Origin of the sequence: Streptomyces sp. NPDC088157, from assembly GCF_044741545.1 — a bacterium.
GTDB lineage: Bacteria > Actinomycetota > Actinomycetes > Streptomycetales > Streptomycetaceae > Streptomyces.
This window is the reverse complement of sequence record NZ_JBIUSU010000001.1, coordinates 106,800-122,818: the sequence shown is the minus strand read 5'-3', so window position 1 is coordinate 122,818 and position 16,019 is coordinate 106,800. Positions and strand designations below refer to the sequence as shown.

Annotated in this window: 13 protein-coding genes and 1 tRNA gene; 4 read left to right on the top strand and 10 right to left on the bottom strand. The window is 72.8% G+C overall.

Annotated features, from left to right (window positions below):
• Nucleotides 1-127: 127 nt before the first annotated feature.
• On the bottom strand, nt 128-1,882 hold the full coding sequence (locus ACIPFH_RS00470; protein ID WP_401821634.1) for an RDD family protein: 1,755 nt from the start codon (nt 1,880-1,882) through the stop codon (nt 128-130).
• Between the two features lie 364 nt (nt 1,883-2,246).
• Between ACIPFH_RS00470 and ACIPFH_RS00465 the strand changes: the two genes are divergently transcribed.
• Nucleotides 2,247-2,723: an SsgA family sporulation/cell division regulator gene (locus tag ACIPFH_RS00465; protein ID WP_356260888.1), complete on the top strand. Its 477-nt coding sequence runs from the start codon at nt 2,247-2,249 to the stop codon at nt 2,721-2,723.
• Nucleotides 2,724-2,808: 85 nt separating this feature from the next.
• Here ACIPFH_RS00465 and ACIPFH_RS00460 read toward each other — a convergent pair whose 3' ends face one another.
• Nucleotides 2,809-4,179 carry an FAD-binding oxidoreductase gene (locus ACIPFH_RS00460; RefSeq protein WP_401821632.1) on the bottom strand — a complete coding sequence of 457 codons (1,371 nt, stop codon included), beginning with the start codon at nt 4,177-4,179 and terminating at the stop codon, nt 2,809-2,811.
• A 278-nt stretch (nt 4,180-4,457) separates the two neighbouring features.
• Here ACIPFH_RS00460 and ACIPFH_RS00455 point away from each other — a divergent pair, with 278 nt between their 5' ends.
• A complete protein-coding gene (locus tag ACIPFH_RS00455; protein WP_401821630.1) occupies nt 4,458-5,987 on the top strand; it encodes a tetratricopeptide repeat protein in 1,530 nt (509 codons plus the stop codon).
• Between the two features lie 215 nt (nt 5,988-6,202).
• Here ACIPFH_RS00455 and hppD read toward each other — a convergent pair whose 3' ends face one another.
• Nucleotides 6,203-7,348, bottom strand: a complete 1,146-nt coding sequence (hppD, locus tag ACIPFH_RS00450; protein WP_356260879.1) for a 4-hydroxyphenylpyruvate dioxygenase — start codon at nt 7,346-7,348, stop codon at nt 6,203-6,205.
• A 126-nt stretch (nt 7,349-7,474) separates the two neighbouring features.
• Here hppD and ACIPFH_RS00445 point away from each other — a divergent pair, with 126 nt between their 5' ends.
• Entirely contained in the window at nt 7,475-7,957 is a 483-nt protein-coding gene (locus ACIPFH_RS00445) for an Lrp/AsnC family transcriptional regulator (RefSeq protein ID WP_356260876.1), read from the top strand.
• A gap of 214 nt (nt 7,958-8,171) precedes the next feature.
• On the opposite strand, the gene ACIPFH_RS00440 is transcribed toward ACIPFH_RS00445, so the two are convergent.
• The 6 genes from ACIPFH_RS00440 to ACIPFH_RS00415 form a co-directional block, all read right to left on the bottom strand.
• Nucleotides 8,172-8,963 (bottom strand): S16 family serine protease, encoded by a 792-nt coding sequence (locus ACIPFH_RS00440; RefSeq protein WP_401821625.1) that lies wholly within the window; start codon nt 8,961-8,963, stop codon nt 8,172-8,174.
• A 125-nt stretch (nt 8,964-9,088) separates the two neighbouring features.
• Nucleotides 9,089-9,739: a helix-turn-helix domain-containing protein gene (locus ACIPFH_RS00435; protein WP_356260870.1), complete on the bottom strand. Its 651-nt coding sequence runs from the start codon at nt 9,737-9,739 to the stop codon at nt 9,089-9,091.
• Nucleotides 9,740-10,155: 416 nt separating this feature from the next.
• Nucleotides 10,156-11,958, bottom strand: a complete 1,803-nt coding sequence (locus ACIPFH_RS00430) for a DEAD/DEAH box helicase (RefSeq protein ID WP_356260867.1) — start codon at nt 11,956-11,958, stop codon at nt 10,156-10,158.
• A 181-nt stretch (nt 11,959-12,139) separates the two neighbouring features.
• Complete coding sequence (locus tag ACIPFH_RS00425; protein WP_401821620.1) at nt 12,140-12,532, bottom strand: type II toxin-antitoxin system death-on-curing family toxin; 393 nt, start codon at nt 12,530-12,532, stop codon at nt 12,140-12,142.
• Entirely contained in the window at nt 12,532-12,729 is a 198-nt protein-coding gene (locus tag ACIPFH_RS00420; RefSeq protein ID WP_401821617.1) for an Arc family DNA-binding protein, read from the bottom strand. The genes ACIPFH_RS00425 and ACIPFH_RS00420 overlap by 1 nt, the downstream gene beginning before the upstream one ends.
• A gap of 33 nt (nt 12,730-12,762) precedes the next feature.
• Nucleotides 12,763-14,253 carry an MFS transporter gene (locus ACIPFH_RS00415; RefSeq protein ID WP_401821615.1) on the bottom strand — a complete coding sequence of 497 codons (1,491 nt, stop codon included), beginning with the start codon at nt 14,251-14,253 and terminating at the stop codon, nt 12,763-12,765.
• Nucleotides 14,254-14,471: 218 nt separating this feature from the next.
• Here ACIPFH_RS00415 and ACIPFH_RS00410 point away from each other — a divergent pair.
• Nucleotides 14,472-14,543, top strand: a tRNA-Cys gene (locus tag ACIPFH_RS00410).
• 255 nt (nt 14,544-14,798) lie between these two features.
• Here the strand turns inward: ACIPFH_RS00410 and ACIPFH_RS00405 are convergent.
• Nucleotides 14,799-16,019 (bottom strand): SUKH-4 family immunity protein, encoded by a 1,221-nt coding sequence (locus ACIPFH_RS00405; RefSeq protein WP_401821612.1) that lies wholly within the window; start codon nt 16,017-16,019, stop codon nt 14,799-14,801.

Genomic DNA, 16,019 nt, shown 5'->3' with positions numbered 1-16,019 from the left:
GCCCCCGAGTCGACCGCGAACCCGCGGGCACCGCATCCGGCGAGCGGCCGTCCGGGGTACGGGAGCCGGGGGCCCGGGCGTCCTGCGGGAAACGTCGTGCGAGGTGCGGGGTGTACCGGGTGGCGGGTCAGCCGGCGACGAACGTGTGCGCCGCCTTGTCGTGCCAGCACTGGCGCCACGGCTTGTCGAACAGGCCCCATACGACGCCCACGACACCGACGGCGAGCAGACCGGGCACGCTGTAGACGAACCAGCGGCGCAGGGCCGCCCCGAAGGACGGGGGCTCGCCGCCCCCGATGTCCCGCACCTCGAGTCCGAACAGCTTCTTGCCCAGCGTGCGGCCCCACTTCGCGGTCGGCAGCGCTTCGTACACGACCCCGAAGCCCAGCAGGACGGCGAGGACGATCCCGAGGTACACCGACGTCGTGCCGTCGAGCAGCCAGACGGTGACCTTCTCTCCGGAGAGCTTGGCCGCGTCGACCTTCTCGTTCACGTGGTCGAGGGCCTTCGCACCCAGCGGCACGGCGGCGGCTGCGGTGACGGCACCGAGGACGAGCGTGTCGACGAGCCGCGCGGCCAGCCGCTTGCCGAGGCCCGCGGGACGTGCCGAGGCCTGCCGCCGCGCCGCCGCCTGGAAGATGTCCTCGACCGGCGGCTTCCAGGGCGCGACGGGTCCGTCCTCGGCCCCCGCGAGCTGGTGCACCTGCTGCGCCCACGAGGGCTGCCCACCGCCGGACCCGGCGGCCATCGGAGCGGCCGCGGACGCCTGCGCGGCGGCGGCCTGCGCGGCGGCCGCGGCGGGCTGCGGCTGGGGGCCGCCGCCCTGCTGGGGCACGCTCGGTGCGCCCTGCCGGGGGCCGGAGAAGCCTGACACGGGCGCTTGGGCGCCGGGCGGCGCGGCCGGGAACCCCGCCGGGCCCTGCGGGGCCTGGGCAGGGACGGGAGCGGCAGCCGCGGCGTGCGCCGGACTGTGCGGGGCCGGGGCGGGGGCAGGCGAAGAACCGGCCGGTGCCGCAGCCGGGACGTGCGCCGGGCCCTGCGGTGCCGGGGCACCCGGGCCCGCCGAAGCGCCCGGGCCTGCTGGAGCGCCCGGGGTCTGAGCCGCCGCCGCACGCTCGGCGGCCGCCTTGCCCGCACCGAAGCCGGGGGCGGCCCCGGGGGGCGCAACGGGGCCCTGGGCGGCGGGACCCTGGGCGGCGGCGGGGAACGCGGCCGCGTCGCCCGTCGGGCCCGGGCCGGCCGGGCTTCCCGGCTGCGCGCCGGGCACGCCGTCCCGGTGGCCCGTGCGGGGGGCCGGGGGACGGAAGGTGACCGTGCCCTCGTCGGGGACGAGCCCCGCCGGACCGGACGCACCGGACGGAGGGGCGGCCCCGTCGCCCGCCGTCGGCCGGCGGAACACGAACGTGCCCCCGGAGACCACGTCCCCGGCACCGCCGGCACCGTCGTCCGGTTCCGTGGGCGGGATGGTCGCCGTACCGTCCGTGCTCGTCGACAGGCCCTCGGGTCGCGCCGGGGCGGGCGAGGACAGCCTCGGGTCGGCGCCCTGCGGGGCGCCCCAGGAGACCCGGCGATCCTGGTCGCCGCCGAAGCCGGACTGGTGGACGCGGTCGGCGCCCCACGCGGAGGCCGGCTCGGGACGGCCGCCGTACGGATCCGCCGGTGGCGGGTCCTCGTCGAAGAAGTGCGGGCCGGTCTCCTCGACGGAGGCCGGGGGCGATCCGGGCGGAGGCGTGAGCGGACGGCCGTCGGAGGGCGCCGGCCGGCTGGTGCCCGGTACCCAGGAGGCACCGTTCCAGTACCGGACGTATCCAGGGATGGACGGGTCCGGGTAATACCCCTCGCGGGGCCTGTCGTCGCCGGGTGCCGGGGTTGGGGCGCTCATGTCCGTCGTCCCGTATCTGCTCGGGGGTGGGTTGGGGGGCTCCACATCTATCAGACCGACGCAAGGTCCACGGCCAGTCCTGTCGGACCCGCCCCTTTCCGGGCAACCCCGTGCACGCTCTTCACACGTTCGGAACCGCGCCTGTCGCCACCCGGGCCGCGACGCGTCGACGCCATGGCCGGAACGCATCGGGATCCGTGGCGGGAACGTGTCGGGGCCCGTAACGGGAAGCGTCGAGGCCTGTGGCGGGAGCTCGTCGGAGAAAGTTCTCCGAACCCGCGTAATGGTTCCGGGTCCGGTCTCTCTCCACTCGTACGGGCCCACCGCGGGCCCGCGCGAGGTCCGTCTCGAGAGGAGAACCGACATGCATCACACCGTGGTGGAGCGCGAACTGGAGCTCAACCTCATCCTGTCGCCGGAGCGCAGCATCCCGGTCCCGGCCCGGCTCGGCTACCGCAGCGACGACCCGTTCGCCGTTCACGTCGCCTTCCACATCAACTCCGAGCACCCGGTCCACTGGACGTTCGCCCGCGAACTGCTGGTGGAAGGGGTGTTCCGGCCGTGCGGGCACGGGGACGTGCGGGTGTGGCCGACGAAGGTGGAGGGGCGCAGCGTCGTGCTGATGGCGCTGAGCTCGCCCGACGGCGACGCCCTTCTGGAGGTGCCCGCGGCGCAGGTCTCGGCGTGGCTGGAGCGGACGCTGCGGGTGGTGCCCCCGGGGACCGAGGGGGACCGGCTCGGCATCGACGACGGCCTGGCCGAGCTGCTCGCCCCGACGCCCGCGGACGACCTGTGGCTGTGCGACCCCTGGCCGTCCGACGAGTCCCAGGACGGGGAGTGAGGCGCCGGTCCCCGTCCTGGCCCCGGTCCGCGTCCTGGCGGCGGTCCCCGTCCACGCCGCGGTCCCCGTCCCGGCCGCGGCGGCGTCAGAACAGTTTGCCCGGGTTGAGGATGCCCAGGGGATCGAAGGCCGCCTTGACCGCCCGCTGCATCTCCACGCCCACCGGGCCGATCTCGCGCGCCAGCCACTCCTTCTTCAGGACGCCCACGCCGTGCTCGCCGGTGATGGTGCCGCCGAGTTCCAGGCCGAGGCCCATGATCTCGTCGAAGGACTCGCGGGCGCGTCGGCACTCCTCGGGGTCCGACGCGTCGAAGCAGACCGTCGGGTGGGTGTTGCCGTCGCCCGCGTGGGCGACGACCCCGATGGTCAGTCCGTGCTTCTGCGCGATGCGTTCGACGCCGTCGAGCATCTCGCCGAGCCTCGACCGGGGCACGCACACGTCGTCGATCATCGTCGTGCCCTTGACGGCCTCCAGGGCGACGAGCGACGACCGTCGCGCCTGGAGCAGGAGTTCGGACTCGGCGAGGTCGTCGGCCGGGACCACCTGCGTGGCGCCGGCCGCCTCGCAGAGCGCGCCCACGGCGGCGAGGTCGGCGGCCGGGTCGGGAGTGTCGAAGGCGACCAGGAGCAGGGCTTCGGTGCTCTCCGGGAGCCCCATGTGGGTGAGGTCGTTGACGGCCCTGACCGTCGTACGGTCCATGAGTTCGAGGAGGGACGGGACGTGCCCGCCCGCCATGACGCGGCAGACCGCGTCGCAGGCGGCGGCCCCGGACGCGAACTCGGCGGCCAGCACGAGTTGCCGGGGCGGCTGCGGCCGGAGGGCCAGGATCGCTCTGACGACGATGCCCAGGGAGCCCTCCGAGCCCACGAACAGGCGGGTGAGGTCGTACCCGGCGACGCCCTTGGCCGTGCGGCGGCCGGTGGACATCAGGCGGCCGTCGGCGAGCACGACGTCCAGGCCGAGGACGTACTCGGCCGTCACTCCGTACTTCACGCAGCACAGGCCGCCGGACGCGGTGCCGATGTTGCCGCCGATCGTGCACGTCTCCCAGCTGGAGGGGTCCGGCGGGTAGTACAGGCCGTGTTCGTTCACCGCGCGGGAGAGTGCCGCGTTGACGACGCCCGGCTCGACCACGGCGATGCGGTCGACCGGGTTGATCTCGATGATCCGGTCCATCTTCGTCAGGGAGAGGACGACGCAGCCCTCGGAGGCGTTGGCGCCCCCGGACAGACCCGTGCGGGCGCCCTGCGGGACGACCGGGACGCGCAGCTCGGTCGCCGTGCGCATGACGTGCTGGACCTCTTCCACGGTGCGCGGCAGCACGACGACGGCAGGGGTCCCGGCCGGGCAGAAACTGGCCATGTCGTTGGCGTAGGAGCCCGTGACGTCCGGGTCGGTGAGGACGGCCTCGGCGGGCAGGCCGGTGAGCAGACGGTCGACGAGGTTACGGCTCATGATCACAGGTTCGCACCCGGGGCCATCGGTGTGAACCCCGTCCGCCCGGCCCTTCGGCTGACGTCGTACGGTCGTCCTACTGGCGCACAGTGAGCGCCATGGAGAACGCAGAGCGCGCCGCCGAGGAGCGCACCGCCCCCGAAGAGGCCGCCACGGCTCCCGCGGCTTCCATGGCCCCCGAGAGCCCCGCGGACCTCACGGACCCCATGGCCCCCCTGGCTCCCGTGACTCCCCTGGCTCACTCCGACCCCACAGCCCCCTCGGCTCCCGTGACTCCCATGGCTCACTCGGACCCCACAGCCCCCTCGGCTCCCGTGACTCCCGTGGCTCACTCGGACCCCACAGCCCCCTCGGCTCCCGTGACTCCCGTGGCTCACTCGGACCCCACAGCCCCCTCGGCTTCCGTGTCTTGCGGCAGCAGGGTCTCCCGGTCGCGTCGGTGGCTGCTGGTCGGCTCGCTCGTGGGGTGTCTGGCGCTGGGCGGCGGGGTGCTGCTGTGCCTGCCCGGTGGGGGGCCCGCGGTACGGCGGGCGCCCGGGCCCGCTCCGGGGGCGCAGGCGGGCACGGCCGTCCGTACGGGAGTGGCGGCCGCGCTGCCGGATCTGGCGGTGCTGATCGGCGAGCGCGAGAACAGGGTGCGGGCGCATCCACGGGACGCGCGGTCCTGGGCGGTGCTCGGCTCGGCCTACGTCGAGCAGGGCCGGCGCACCGCCGACGCCGCCGCCCTGTACCCGAAGGCCGAGCGGGCGTTGCGGACCTCGCTGAAGGTGCGCCCGAAGGCCAACGCCGAGGCCCTCGACGGTCTGGCCGCGCTCGCCAACGCGCGCCGTGACTTTCGGGCGGCCCTGTCCTATGGCGAGGCCGCGCGCAAGCTGGCGCCGACGCGCTGGACGACGTATCCGCAGCTCATCGACGCGTACACCGGGCTCGGCGACTACCTGAAGGCCCGCCAGGCGCTCGACAGGTTGACGGCGCTGCACTCGGGGCCGGTCGTGCGGGCGCGGGCGGCGGGGGTCTACTGGGACCAGGGCCGGCGCGAGGACGCGCAGGCCGCGCTGGCCGACGCGGCGGCCGGTGCCTCTTCCCCCGCGGAGCAGGCGGCCTGGCTGGAGCGGGCGGGGCAGCTGGCGTGGGAGCGCGGCGAGCGGGCGGACGCCCTGCGGCACTTCCAGGAGGCGGTCAGGATCGATCCCGACCAGCGGGCCGCCCAGGCCGGGCGGGGACGGGCGCTGGCGGCCCTGGGGCGGACGTCGGAGGCGTTGCACGCGTACCGGATGGCGCTCGCCGAGCAGCCGTTGCCGCAGTACGCGCTGGAGCTGGGCGAGCTGTACGAGTCGCTGGGGCGCGCGCGGGCGGCCCGCGCGCAGTACGACCTGCTGCGGGCGCGGGTCCGGCAGGAGGCGGCGGGCGGGGTCGACGGCGAGCTGGTGCTCGGCCGGTTCGAGGCGGACCACGGGGATCCGGCCTCGGCGGTACGGCGGCTGCGGGCGGAATGGCGACGGCAGCCGGGGATCGCGGTGGCGGACGCGCTGGGCTGGGCGCTGCACCGGGCCGGGGACGACAAGGAGGCGCTGACGTTCGCCGTGATCGCCACGGACCGGGTGCACGGGGGCGCCATCCACAGCGCGCCGTACATGTACCACCGGGGGGTGATCGAGCGGGCACAGGGGACGGAGGGGCCGGCCCGGCGTCATCTCCGGGAGGCGTTGCGGATCAACCCGTACTTCTCGCCGCTGCTCGGGCCGGAGGCCCGGGCGGCGGCGGCACGCCTGGGTGACGAGCCGGCCCCGGCCGAGCTGCCCGAATAGGGGTCACCCACCCGGACCGGGACCGCGGGCCGCTGGCCGCGGGTTCACAGGCGACCTCGTACGGGCGACCGTGTACGGGCGACCGTGTACGGGCGACCGTGTACGGGCGACCTCGTACGGGCGACCTCGTACGGGCGACCGTGTACGGGCGCCCGCGTACAAGCGGCCCCATACAGGCCCGCCTACAGACGACCGCGTATGGCTACGGCTGCCGCCTACAGGTTGCCGCGCTTCTCCTGCTCGCGCTCGATCGCCTCGAAGAGGGCCTTGAAGTTGCCCTTGCCGAAGCCCATCGAGCCGTGCCGTTCGATGATCTCGAAGAAGACGGTCGGCTTGTCCTGGACCGGCTTGGTGAAGATCTGCAGCAGGTAGCCGTCCTCGTCGCGGTCGGCGAGGATCTTCAGCTCGCGCAGGGTCTCGACGGGGACGCGGGTGTCGCCGACCCACTCGCCGAGGGTGTCGTAGTAGGAGTCGGGGGTGTCGAGGAACCGTACGCCGGCCGCCCGCATCGTGCGTACCGTCTGCACGATGTCGTTGGTGTTCAGCGCGATGTGCTGGACGCCCGCGCCGCCGTAGAACTCCAGGTACTCGTCGATCTGGGACTTCTTCTTGGCGATGGCGGGCTCGTTGATCGGGAACTTGACCTTGAGCGTGCCGTCCGCGACGACCTTCGACATCAGCGCGCTGTACTCGGTGGCGATGTCGTCGCCCACGAACTCCTTCATGTTCGTGAAGCCCATGACCTTGTTGTAGAAGCCGACCCATTCGTTCATCCGGCCGAGTTCGACGTTGCCGACGCAGTGGTCGACGGCCTGGAAGGTGCGGTGGGCGGGCGGCTCGACGATCGGCTCGGCGGCGGCGAAGCCGGGGAGGTAGGGGCCGTCGTAGCCGGAGCGGTCGACCAGGGTGTGGCGGGTCTCGCCGTAGGTCGCGATCGCGGCGAGGACGACCGTGCCGTGTTCGTCCTTCAGCTCGTACGGCTCGGCGACCGAGCGGGCGCCGTGCTCGATCGCGTAGGCGTACGCGGCACGGGCGTCGGGGACCTCGATGGCGAGGTCGACGACCCCGTCGCCGTGTTCCGCCACGTGCCGGTCGAGGAAGTGGCCCCAGGTGGTGGCGGCCTTGATGACGGAGGTCAGGACGAAGCGGGCCGAGCCGTTCGTGAGCACGTACGAGGCGGTCTCGCGGCTGCCCGTCTCCGGTCCGGAGTAGGCGACCAGCTTCATGCCGAAGGCGGTGGAGTAGTAGTGCGCCGCCTGCTTGGCGTTGCCCACGGCGAAGACGACCGCGTCCATTCCCTTGACCGGGAAGGGATCGGCCTGCCGGGCGGTGTCGGGAGTGTGGTGTGTGGTCTGCGTCATGGCGGAAGCCTCGCGCCGGTCAGCAAGGTGCGCAATAGTTCGCTTCATCGCTGGGCAATGTGTGCAGCGGTACGACGGTTTCGACGGGCTTTCTGTACAGGGTGACCATCTCGGAGGCGGGCCGGTATGGCGATCGATCGACTGGACGGCCGGATCATCGTGCTGCTGGCCCGGGAACCGCGCCTCGGGGTGCTGGAGATGTCCCGGCGGCTCGGGGTGGCCCGGGGGACTGTGCAGGCGCGGCTCGACCGGCTTCAGTCGAATGGAGTCATCCGGGGATTCGGCCCCGAGGTCGATCCGGCGGCGCTCGGCTACCCGGTGACCGCGTTCGCCACGCTGCAGATCCGGCAGGGGCAAGGAGCCGATGTGCGGGCCCACCTGGGTTCCGTGCCGGAGGTGCTGGAGCTGCACACCACCACCGGCAGCGGGGACATGATGTGCCGGCTGGTGGCGCGTTCCAACGCCGATCTCCAGCGGGTGATCGACCTGGTTGTCGGTTTTGATGGCATTGTCCGGGCCTCCACCGCGATCGTGATGGAGAACCCCGTTCCGCTGCGGATCATCCCGCTGGTGGAGCAGGCGGCCGAGGACGACCGGGACAGGCCCTGACCCGGCGGATCTTCCCGGAGCCGGTCCGGGCCTGATCGACATGGGGCGGTGAGGGCGTGTGAGCTTCTGGGAGTACCTGAGCAGCCGTCACCAGCAACTGCTGACCGACACGTACCAAACAGGAAGTTCTTCCCCGACTGCAACGCGGCGACTGGATGAAGAAGGAAGGGTTCGTCGCACGGCGTCGTCGGGCAGGCCTCCCGGTGGCGCACCGCTAACAGCTCGGTACCGCGCCCTTCCCCTTCTCCAGCGCGACCAGTGCGCCCACCGCGCCCTTCAGCGTGGTGACCGGGATCAGCCGCAGCCCCTCGGGCAGCTCGGCCTTGGCGTCGGAGCACTCGGCCTTCGGCACCAGGAACACCGTCGCCCCGTCCCGCCGCGCCGCCTGCGTCTTCAGGGCCACGCCGCCGACCGCGCCGACCGTGCCGTCGGCCTCGATGGTTCCCGTACCGGCGATCGTGCGACCGCCGGTGAGGTCGCCGCCGCTGCCGTCGCCGTCGAGCTTGTCGACGATGCCGAGCGAGAAGAGCAGTCCGGCGCTGGGGCCGCCCACGTCGGACAGGGTCAGGGTGACCTTGACGTCGTCGTCGCCGAGGTCCAGGTACTTCAGCGCGGCCTGGGTCGCGGAATCCTGGGACTCCCGCATCTGCTGCGTGTTGTGCCGCTCGATCTCCTTCGTGCTCTCCCCGCTGGGGTAGACGGAGTCACGCGGCATGATCGCCTGGTCGGCGCGGTACCAGCCGTCGATGACGTCGGAGAGCCTGACGTCCGTGTCGGGGTTGGTCGCCTCGATCGTCGTCATCCGCAGCTGCCCGCTGGTGTCCTGGGTGGGCGCGCCGGTGATCGTGATGACCGGGGTGCCCTTGTTCTCGCCGAGGACGTTCGCCGTCATGCCCGGCTGCGCCACCGAGAACGGCAGCGGCGCGAACGCGGCCGCCGCGAGCAGCGCCACGAGCGGCAGAGCACAGACGGTGAGGGCCTTGGGGCGTGAGAGGCGAGAGAGCACGAGGTCAATCTAACGTGACGACGTGTCCCGGCTCGCGGCTGGATGTCGTCCGGTCGGCCGCGAGCCACGGTTCCGTCTCGTCCCTCGCCCCCGCCCTCTCCCGCGTGCCCGGGACCCACGCGGAGTCAGCGCAGTGCCTCCGCCACCTCCCGCGCCGCGTCCACGACCCGCGGCCCCACCCGCTCCGGCACCGCGTCGGCCAGCATCACCACACCCACGCTGCCCTCGACGCCGGTCACGCCCAGCAGCGGAGCCGCGGCACCGCTCGCGCCGGCCTCCAGCTCCCCGTGCGTCAGCGTGTAGCCGGGTTCGTTCGCCGGATGCGCCGGATTCTGCCGTGCGAAGAGGATCGCCCGGCCGGCGGCGCCCCGGTCCAGCGGATGCCGGAACCCGGCCCGGTAGGCCACGTGGTAGTCCGTCCAGGTCGGCTCGACGACGGCGACGGCGAGCGCCTCCGTCCCGTCCACCAGGGTCAGATGCGCGGTCGCGCCTATGTCCTCGGCCAGCGAGCGCAGCGCGGGCAGCGCGGCCTCCCGCACCAGCGGATGCACCTGGCGGCCCAGCCTCAGCACCCCGAGGCCGACCCTGGCTCGTCCGCCCAGGTCACGCCGTACGAGTGCGTGCTGCTCCAGGGTGGCGAGCAGCCGGTACACAACGGTCCGGTTGACGCCCAGCTTGTTGGAAAGTTCGGTGACGGTCAGCCCATGGTCGGTGTCGGCCAGCAGCTTGAGGACCTTCAGTCCCCGGTCGAGCGTCTGGGAGGTCTCCGCGGTCACGACGCCCACTCCTTAAGTGGTGAGGTCGGCAACCTCCATCGCGGCGGATGCGTCACCGAGTCCCGTCAGTGACGCGCTACAGAGGCCGCCGATCGACAAACGGGCCCGGCGTGTCCGGGCCCAGTCGCTTCACGGCTGCGCTCCGCGGCGGCGCTGCCACGGGGCGTGTGCGTAGCGGGACAGTAGCGAAGCTGGTTCGCTGAGCGGAAGGCTCCGTCCAGAATCCGGTCATTGGCCGGTATGGACTACTTGCATTTATCCCGATACGTACGGAGCGTGGCCGCGCGGTTCGCGCCCCACCGGAGCTACGGCGAGGGGACTGCGCCTCCCATATGACACCTGGCGCCTGGCGCCTGCCATATGAGACCTGGCGCCTGGCGCTTGGCGCCTCGCACCTGAGTGAAGGGGCGGGCGCCTCACTTCATCCGGGTCGCCCACTCCTGCACCTTGGCGATGCGCTGGCGCAGCTGCCCCGCCGTCGCCTCCGCGCTCGGCGGTCCGCCGCACACCCGCCGCAGCTCGGTGTGGATCACTCCGTGCGGCTTGCCGCTCTGGTGGACGTACGCCCCGACCATCGTGTTGAGCTGCTTGCGCAGCTCCATCAGTTCCTTGTGCGAGACGACCGGCCGCCGCTCGGCGGGCAGCTCCAGCAGGTCGGCCTCGGTGTCCGGCTTCTTCCTGCTGTGCGCGATCTGTTTGGCCTGCCGCTTCTGCAGCAGCATCTGCACCTGGTCGGGTTCCAGGAGGCCCGGGATACCGAGGTAGTCCTGTTCCTCCTCGCTCCCCGGGTGGGCCTGCATGCCGAACTCGGCGCCGTTGTACATCACCCGGTCGAAGACGGCCTCGGACTCCAGCGCCTCGAAGGCGAACTGCTCCTGCTCGCCGGTGTCCTCGTCCTGCTCCTTGTTCGCCTCGTCCATCTCCTGCTCGGACTCGGCGTACGGATCCTCCTCGCCCTCCTTCTTGGGCTTGTCGAGGGCGTGGTCGCGCTCCACCTCCATCTCGTTGGCGAAGGTGAGCAGATCGGGCACGGTCGGCAGGAAGACGGAGGCGGTCTCGCCGCGCCGCCGGGACCGCACGAAGCGGCCGACGGCCTGGGCGAAGAAGAGGGGCGTGGAGATGGTCGTCGCGTACACCCCGACGGCGAGCCGCGGCACGTCGACGCCTTCCGACACCATCCGGACCGCGACCATCCAGCGGTCTTTGCTGCCGCTGAAGTCGTCGATGCGGCTGGACGCGCCGGTGTCGTCGGACAGGACGAGCGTCGCCTTGGTCCCCGTGATCTCCCGGATCAGTTTGGCGTAGGCGCGGGCGGACTCCTGGTCGGAGGCGATGACGAGCGCACCGGCGTCCGGGATGGCCTTCCTGACCTCGGTGAGCCGCTGGTCGGCGGCGCGCAGCACACTGGGCATCCACTCGCCGCGCGGGTCCAGCGCCGTACGCCAGGCCTGGCTGATCGCGTCCTTGGTCATCGGTTCGCCGAGCCGGGCCGCGATCTCGTCCCCCGCCTTCGTCCGCCAGCGCATGTTGCCGCTGTAGGAGAGGAAGATGACCGGCCGGACGACCTGGTCGGCGAGCGCGGACCCGTACCCGTACGTGTAGTCGGCGGCGGACCGCCGGATCCCGTCGTTGCCCTCCTCGTACGTCACGAAAGGGATGGGGTTGGTGTCGGAGCGGAACGGCGTACCGGTGAGCGCGAGCCGGCGGGTCGCGGGTTCGAAGGCCTCGAGACAGGCCTCGCCCCACGACTTGGAGTCACCGGCGTGGTGGATCTCGTCGAGGATGACGAGGGTCTTGCGCTGCTCGCTGCGGTTGCGGTGCAGCATCGGGCGGACGCCGACGCCCGCGTACGTCACGGCGACACCGTGGTAGTCCTTGCTGAGCGGGCCCGCGCTGTACTCGGGGTCCAGCCGGATCCCTATCCGCGCGGCCGCCTCCGCCCACTGCTTCTTCAGATGCTCGGTCGGCGCGACCACGGTCACCTGCTGCACGACGTGGTGGTGCAGCAGCCAGGAGGCGAGGGTCAGCGCGAAGGTCGTCTTGCCGGCGCCGGGGGTGGCGACGGCGAGGAAGTCGCGCGGCTGCTCCTGGAGGTACTTCTCCATCGCCCCCTGCTGCCAGGCACGCAGCTTGCTCGCGGTGCCCCAGGGGGCTCTGCCCGGGAAGGCCGGTGACAGGTGGTGGGAGTGGGAGGTGGAGGAAGCGGCGGTGGTAGTCACGGTCTCCGGGTTCGGGGTCGAATCAGAGGGGCCGCGCGAAGCGCGTCGGACACGGCTGCGGTCGTGGTGAGCGGGTGACGGGTGAAGGGCTCGGCTGCGTATGACAACCGGGCCACCCTACCGGCGGCACGGCGGTGTCAACGTGCCGACAAGGCCGGGTCGCCCATGGGTGGGACCCACGTCACAGAGGACGAGCGGCGCCGGGTCGGCGCGCGAAGCGCGGCAGCCGGGACGCGATCGCGGGGACGTCGAGGGCGCCCTGGCACACGTCCAGCACGAACCGCTCGGCCTCGTCCACGTCGAAGCCCGCGTCCAGCGGATGCCCCTCCAGGTGCAGGAAGACCCAGGTCGCGTACCAGGCGATGCGCTTGTTGCCGTCGACGAGGCCGTGGTTGCGGGCCAGGGACTCCATCAGTGCCGCGGCCTTCCGCCAGACGTCCGGGTACGCGTCCTGTCCGAACACGCTCGACCGGGGGCGGGCCAGGGCGGAGTCGAGCAGTCCGTAGTCGCGCACCTCGTCCGCCTCGAGCCGCCGGGTGAGGTCCATCAGCTCGGGCAGGGTGAGGTAGTGCATCAGGCGAGCCTCCGGTTCAGCTCGGCGCTGGCCTTCAGCACGTGCTCGGCGGCGTCGTCGAACAGCCGCGCGTGCTCGTTCACGGCCCTCATCACCGCGTCGTGCGCGAAGGACTGCATGCTGCGTCCCTCCGCCTGTGCGCGCTCACGCAGTGCGTCGAGTTCCTCGTCCGAGAACCGCAGGTTCAGTCCGGCCATGCCCACGACGGTACTAGCCGGTACCACGCGGTGTCATCTCGCTCTGGTCCGCAACCGGGTGGTCACCCACGCCCCGAACAGCGCGACGGCCGCCATCGGCAGGAAGACGGCGGCGAAGGCGGCCGGATGCGAACCGCCGGACGCCGTCGCCGCCGCCGTGTGGGTCACGCTCCCGCCGCCGAGCGCCGCGAAGGCGGCGCCACCGGCGGCCAGCAGCAGCACGTTGGACAGCCCGTCCGAGATCTGGAGGGCGGCGGAGTTGGTCCCGGCCTCCTCGGGCGCGGACAGCTGCAACAGCAGCACGCTGCTCGAGGAGATCACCAGCCCCATCCCCAGGCACCCGAAGCCCCAGGCGACGGCCAGGGTCCAGACGGGCACGGAATGGATCAGGACGCTGGGCGCGGTGGCGATGGCGGCGGCCGCCAGCACCATCCCCAGAGCCATCAGCCGCTCCCGGTACGGCGTCGCCCACGGCCGCGACTGCACCCACGACCCCAGCGCCCAGGTCGCCCCGCCGGCGGCGAGCGAGAACCCGGCGAGGGTCGGGCTGAGTCCCCGCTCGGTCACGAGCATCAGCGGCACGAAGGACTCGGCGGCGATGAAGGACCCCGCGGCCACCCCGCGCAGCAGCACGACGGAGGGCAGCCCGCGGGCCGCCCGCCACGTGCCGCGTGGCAGCAGCCCGAGCACGGCGGGCACGAGCAGCGCGCCTCCCGCGGCGGCGGTCAGGAGGGAGACCGGCCGCAGATCCTGGGCGGCGTACTGGAGCAGCCCGGCGCCGAGGGAGATCCCGAGGGCGAGCCGGATCCGGCGCCGGTCGAAGGCGGCCACGGCCGTGCCCGCCACCGGGCCGGCCGCCCGCTGCCGGATCCGGGGCAGCGCGAGCGCGAGCGGCAGCACGACGAGGACGGGTATCCCGAGGAAGACCCACCGCCACCCCAGCCGCTCGGTCACCGCACCGGCGGCCAGCGGCCCGACCACCGACGGCACGACCCAGCAGGCGGCGAACGCGGCCATGATCGCGGGCCGCAGCCGCTCCGGATAGGCCCGCCCGACGACGACGTACAGGGCGACGATCACCAGCCCCCCGCCCAGCCCCTGCACGGCCCGCCCGAGGATGAACACCCACATGCTCCCGGCGCTCCCGGAGAGGAGCAGCCCGGCGGCGAAGGCCGCGATGCCCACGCTCAAGGACCCCAGCGGCCCGCGCCGGTCCGACCACTGCCCGGCGAACACCATCCCGAAGAGGCTGGTGGTGAAGTACCCGGAGAACGCGAACGCGTACAGCGAGACCCCGTCGAGCTCGCGCGCCGCCACCGGCATGGCGGTGCCCACGGCGGTCGCCTCGAAGGCGATGAGCAGCACGACGGAGACGATCCCGATGCTGAGGGCCCGATAGGAACGCCCGAGGAGGGTGTCGCCCTCATGCTCCACGGCGGCGGAGGTCGGAACGTCGTCGGTGACACCCGGGTCAGTGACATGGGCGTCGCTGACACGGCTGTCGCTGGGGTCGAGGGCAGCCATGGTCGCCAGCGTAAGGTCCACCACCGACATTGACCCCTGTCGGAAGGCGGGTCCGCGACGGGACGTAGGTCGTAGGACCACCGCGCCGGGCCCCCGTTTCATGAACGGCGTGTGGCAGTCCCGTTGCAGCCCCGCGGTTCCCCTTGGCCCCTCCCGAACCCGCCCGTACGGTCGACCTACCAAGTTCGGAACGGGGCCCGACTCCCCGATCCCGACCTGGCCGTGTGCCCGAGTGGCTTAGGGACTCGCCTGCAAAGCGAGGTACGTGGGTTCAATTCCCGCCACGGCCTCTGACTGGCCCGACCAGGCAGAACGAAGAGGGCGGCACCCCCGCGGGGTGCCGCCCTCTTCTGCACGCTCCAGTGGCGGCCGGCACGCGTTGGCCACGCAGGCCCTACAGGGCCCTACAGGGCCGCTTCCGCCCCTGCGTACTGGCCCGTGGTCGTTGCGGTGATGGTGCGCGCTCCGGTCGGCGTGGTCCGGATCCGGCCGGAGCGTGACGCCGTCGGCGCGGGCGCGGGGCTACGCCCGGCGCGGGCGCGGGGCTACGCGTACAGGCCTCCGCCTGCCTCGTCCTCGAAGACGTCCGGCCAGTACCGCCGGCCGTCGTCCGTCGGGACGGCCGGGACCGGGGTCGGGTCGCAGGCGACCCGGTCGACGGCGGCCAGGGTGCGGCACATCGTCTCGGCCAACTGGTCGTAGGCCTCGGTGAGCTCGTGCACCGCGTCCAGGGCCCGCTCACGGCGTATCAGCCAGAAGGTGAACGCCAGGGTCGAGATGTCGGCGTTGAGCGGGCGCAGGCCGAGGTCCGGCTCGCTCCAGCTCAGCACCGCGCCCGTGGCGCCGTCGACGACCAGACTGGTGTCCTCGAGGAGGTGTCCGAGACGGATCAGGCGGTCGGCGTTCGCGGGCAGCCGCTCCTCGGTGAGGACGCCGGCGCGGTCCTCCGCGTAGTACTCGGCGAGGGTCTGGAGCGGCATGTCCGTCTCCAGCGAGAACCAGACGACCTCCTCGGGCAGGCCCACCTCGCGCAGGAAGCGGCGGGTCGGGGCGTGCGTGAGCACCTGCGGGCAGTCGACGTCCTCGAAGCGGACGACCTCACCGGAGCCGAACTCCTCGTCCAGGAGACGCACCGGCAGGTCCAGGGCCAGGCCGGACGTCGTGCCCGGGCCGGCCACCAGGGCCAGCGGGCGGATCACCGCGGCCAGTTTCCAGAAGGTGCCGGACGCGCCGTCCGTGCCCTTCGCGCCCTCCTCGAAGACGGCCAGCAGCTGCCGCGACGCCTCTGCCACCGCCTTCGGTCCGAGCCGGCCCGCGTAGCAGGCGAACTGGCCGCGCAGGGCCGCCAGTTCGTCGACCGCCGTCGCGAAGCGCACCAGCTTCTCCAGGGAGGGCGCGAGCGGGCGGAGGCCCATCAGGTCGGGGCGGTCGTGCAGGAAGTACGTCGTGGAGATCTCGCCCGTCATGCCGTCGAGCAGGACGGACTCCGTCTCCCGGCCGTCGGCGCCCAGGAGCCCGCCTATCACCAGCCGGTCGCGCAGCTCCGCCGCCAGGCGGCCGTCGGGGTCGCCGGTGGAGTCCGCGACCGTGCGCAGGCCGTCGGTGCGCAGCGCCTCGAACGTCAACAGGGCGCCGTCGCCCGGCAGTCCGGGGAGTCCGGGACCGGTGAGCCAGCGGCGCGTCGGGGCGTGCGTGACGTACGGGTTCAGCTCGTCCTCGGTGAAGGTGATCGTCGTCGTGGCGGTGGTGGTCCTGGTCGTGCCCAT

What these genes read in the sequence shown, in the direction of transcription:
- ACIPFH_RS00470 (WP_401821634.1), bottom strand. Translation starts at nt 1,882, where the DNA reads ATGAGCGCCCCAACCCCGGCACCCGGCGACGACAGGCCCCGCGAGGGG.
- ACIPFH_RS00465 (WP_356260888.1), top strand. Translation starts at nt 2,247, where the DNA reads ATGCATCACACCGTGGTGGAGCGCGAACTGGAGCTCAACCTCATCCTG.
- ACIPFH_RS00460 (WP_401821632.1), bottom strand. Translation starts at nt 4,179, where the DNA reads ATGAGCCGTAACCTCGTCGACCGTCTGCTCACCGGCCTGCCCGCCGAG.
- ACIPFH_RS00455 (WP_401821630.1), top strand. Translation starts at nt 4,458, where the DNA reads ATGGCTCACTCGGACCCCACAGCCCCCTCGGCTCCCGTGACTCCCGTG.
- hppD (WP_356260879.1), bottom strand. Translation starts at nt 7,348, where the DNA reads ATGACGCAGACCACACACCACACTCCCGACACCGCCCGGCAGGCCGAT.
- ACIPFH_RS00445 (WP_356260876.1), top strand. Translation starts at nt 7,475, where the DNA reads ATGGCGATCGATCGACTGGACGGCCGGATCATCGTGCTGCTGGCCCGG.
- ACIPFH_RS00425 (WP_401821620.1), bottom strand. Translation starts at nt 12,532, where the DNA reads ATGCACTACCTCACCCTGCCCGAGCTGATGGACCTCACCCGGCGGCTC.
- ACIPFH_RS00420 (WP_401821617.1), bottom strand. Translation starts at nt 12,729, where the DNA reads ATGGCCGGACTGAACCTGCGGTTCTCGGACGAGGAACTCGACGCACTG.
- ACIPFH_RS00415 (WP_401821615.1), bottom strand. Translation starts at nt 14,253, where the DNA reads ATGGCTGCCCTCGACCCCAGCGACAGCCGTGTCAGCGACGCCCATGTC.
- ACIPFH_RS00405 (WP_401821612.1), bottom strand. Translation starts at nt 16,019, where the DNA reads ATGGGCACGACCAGGACCACCACCGCCACGACGACGATCACCTTCACC.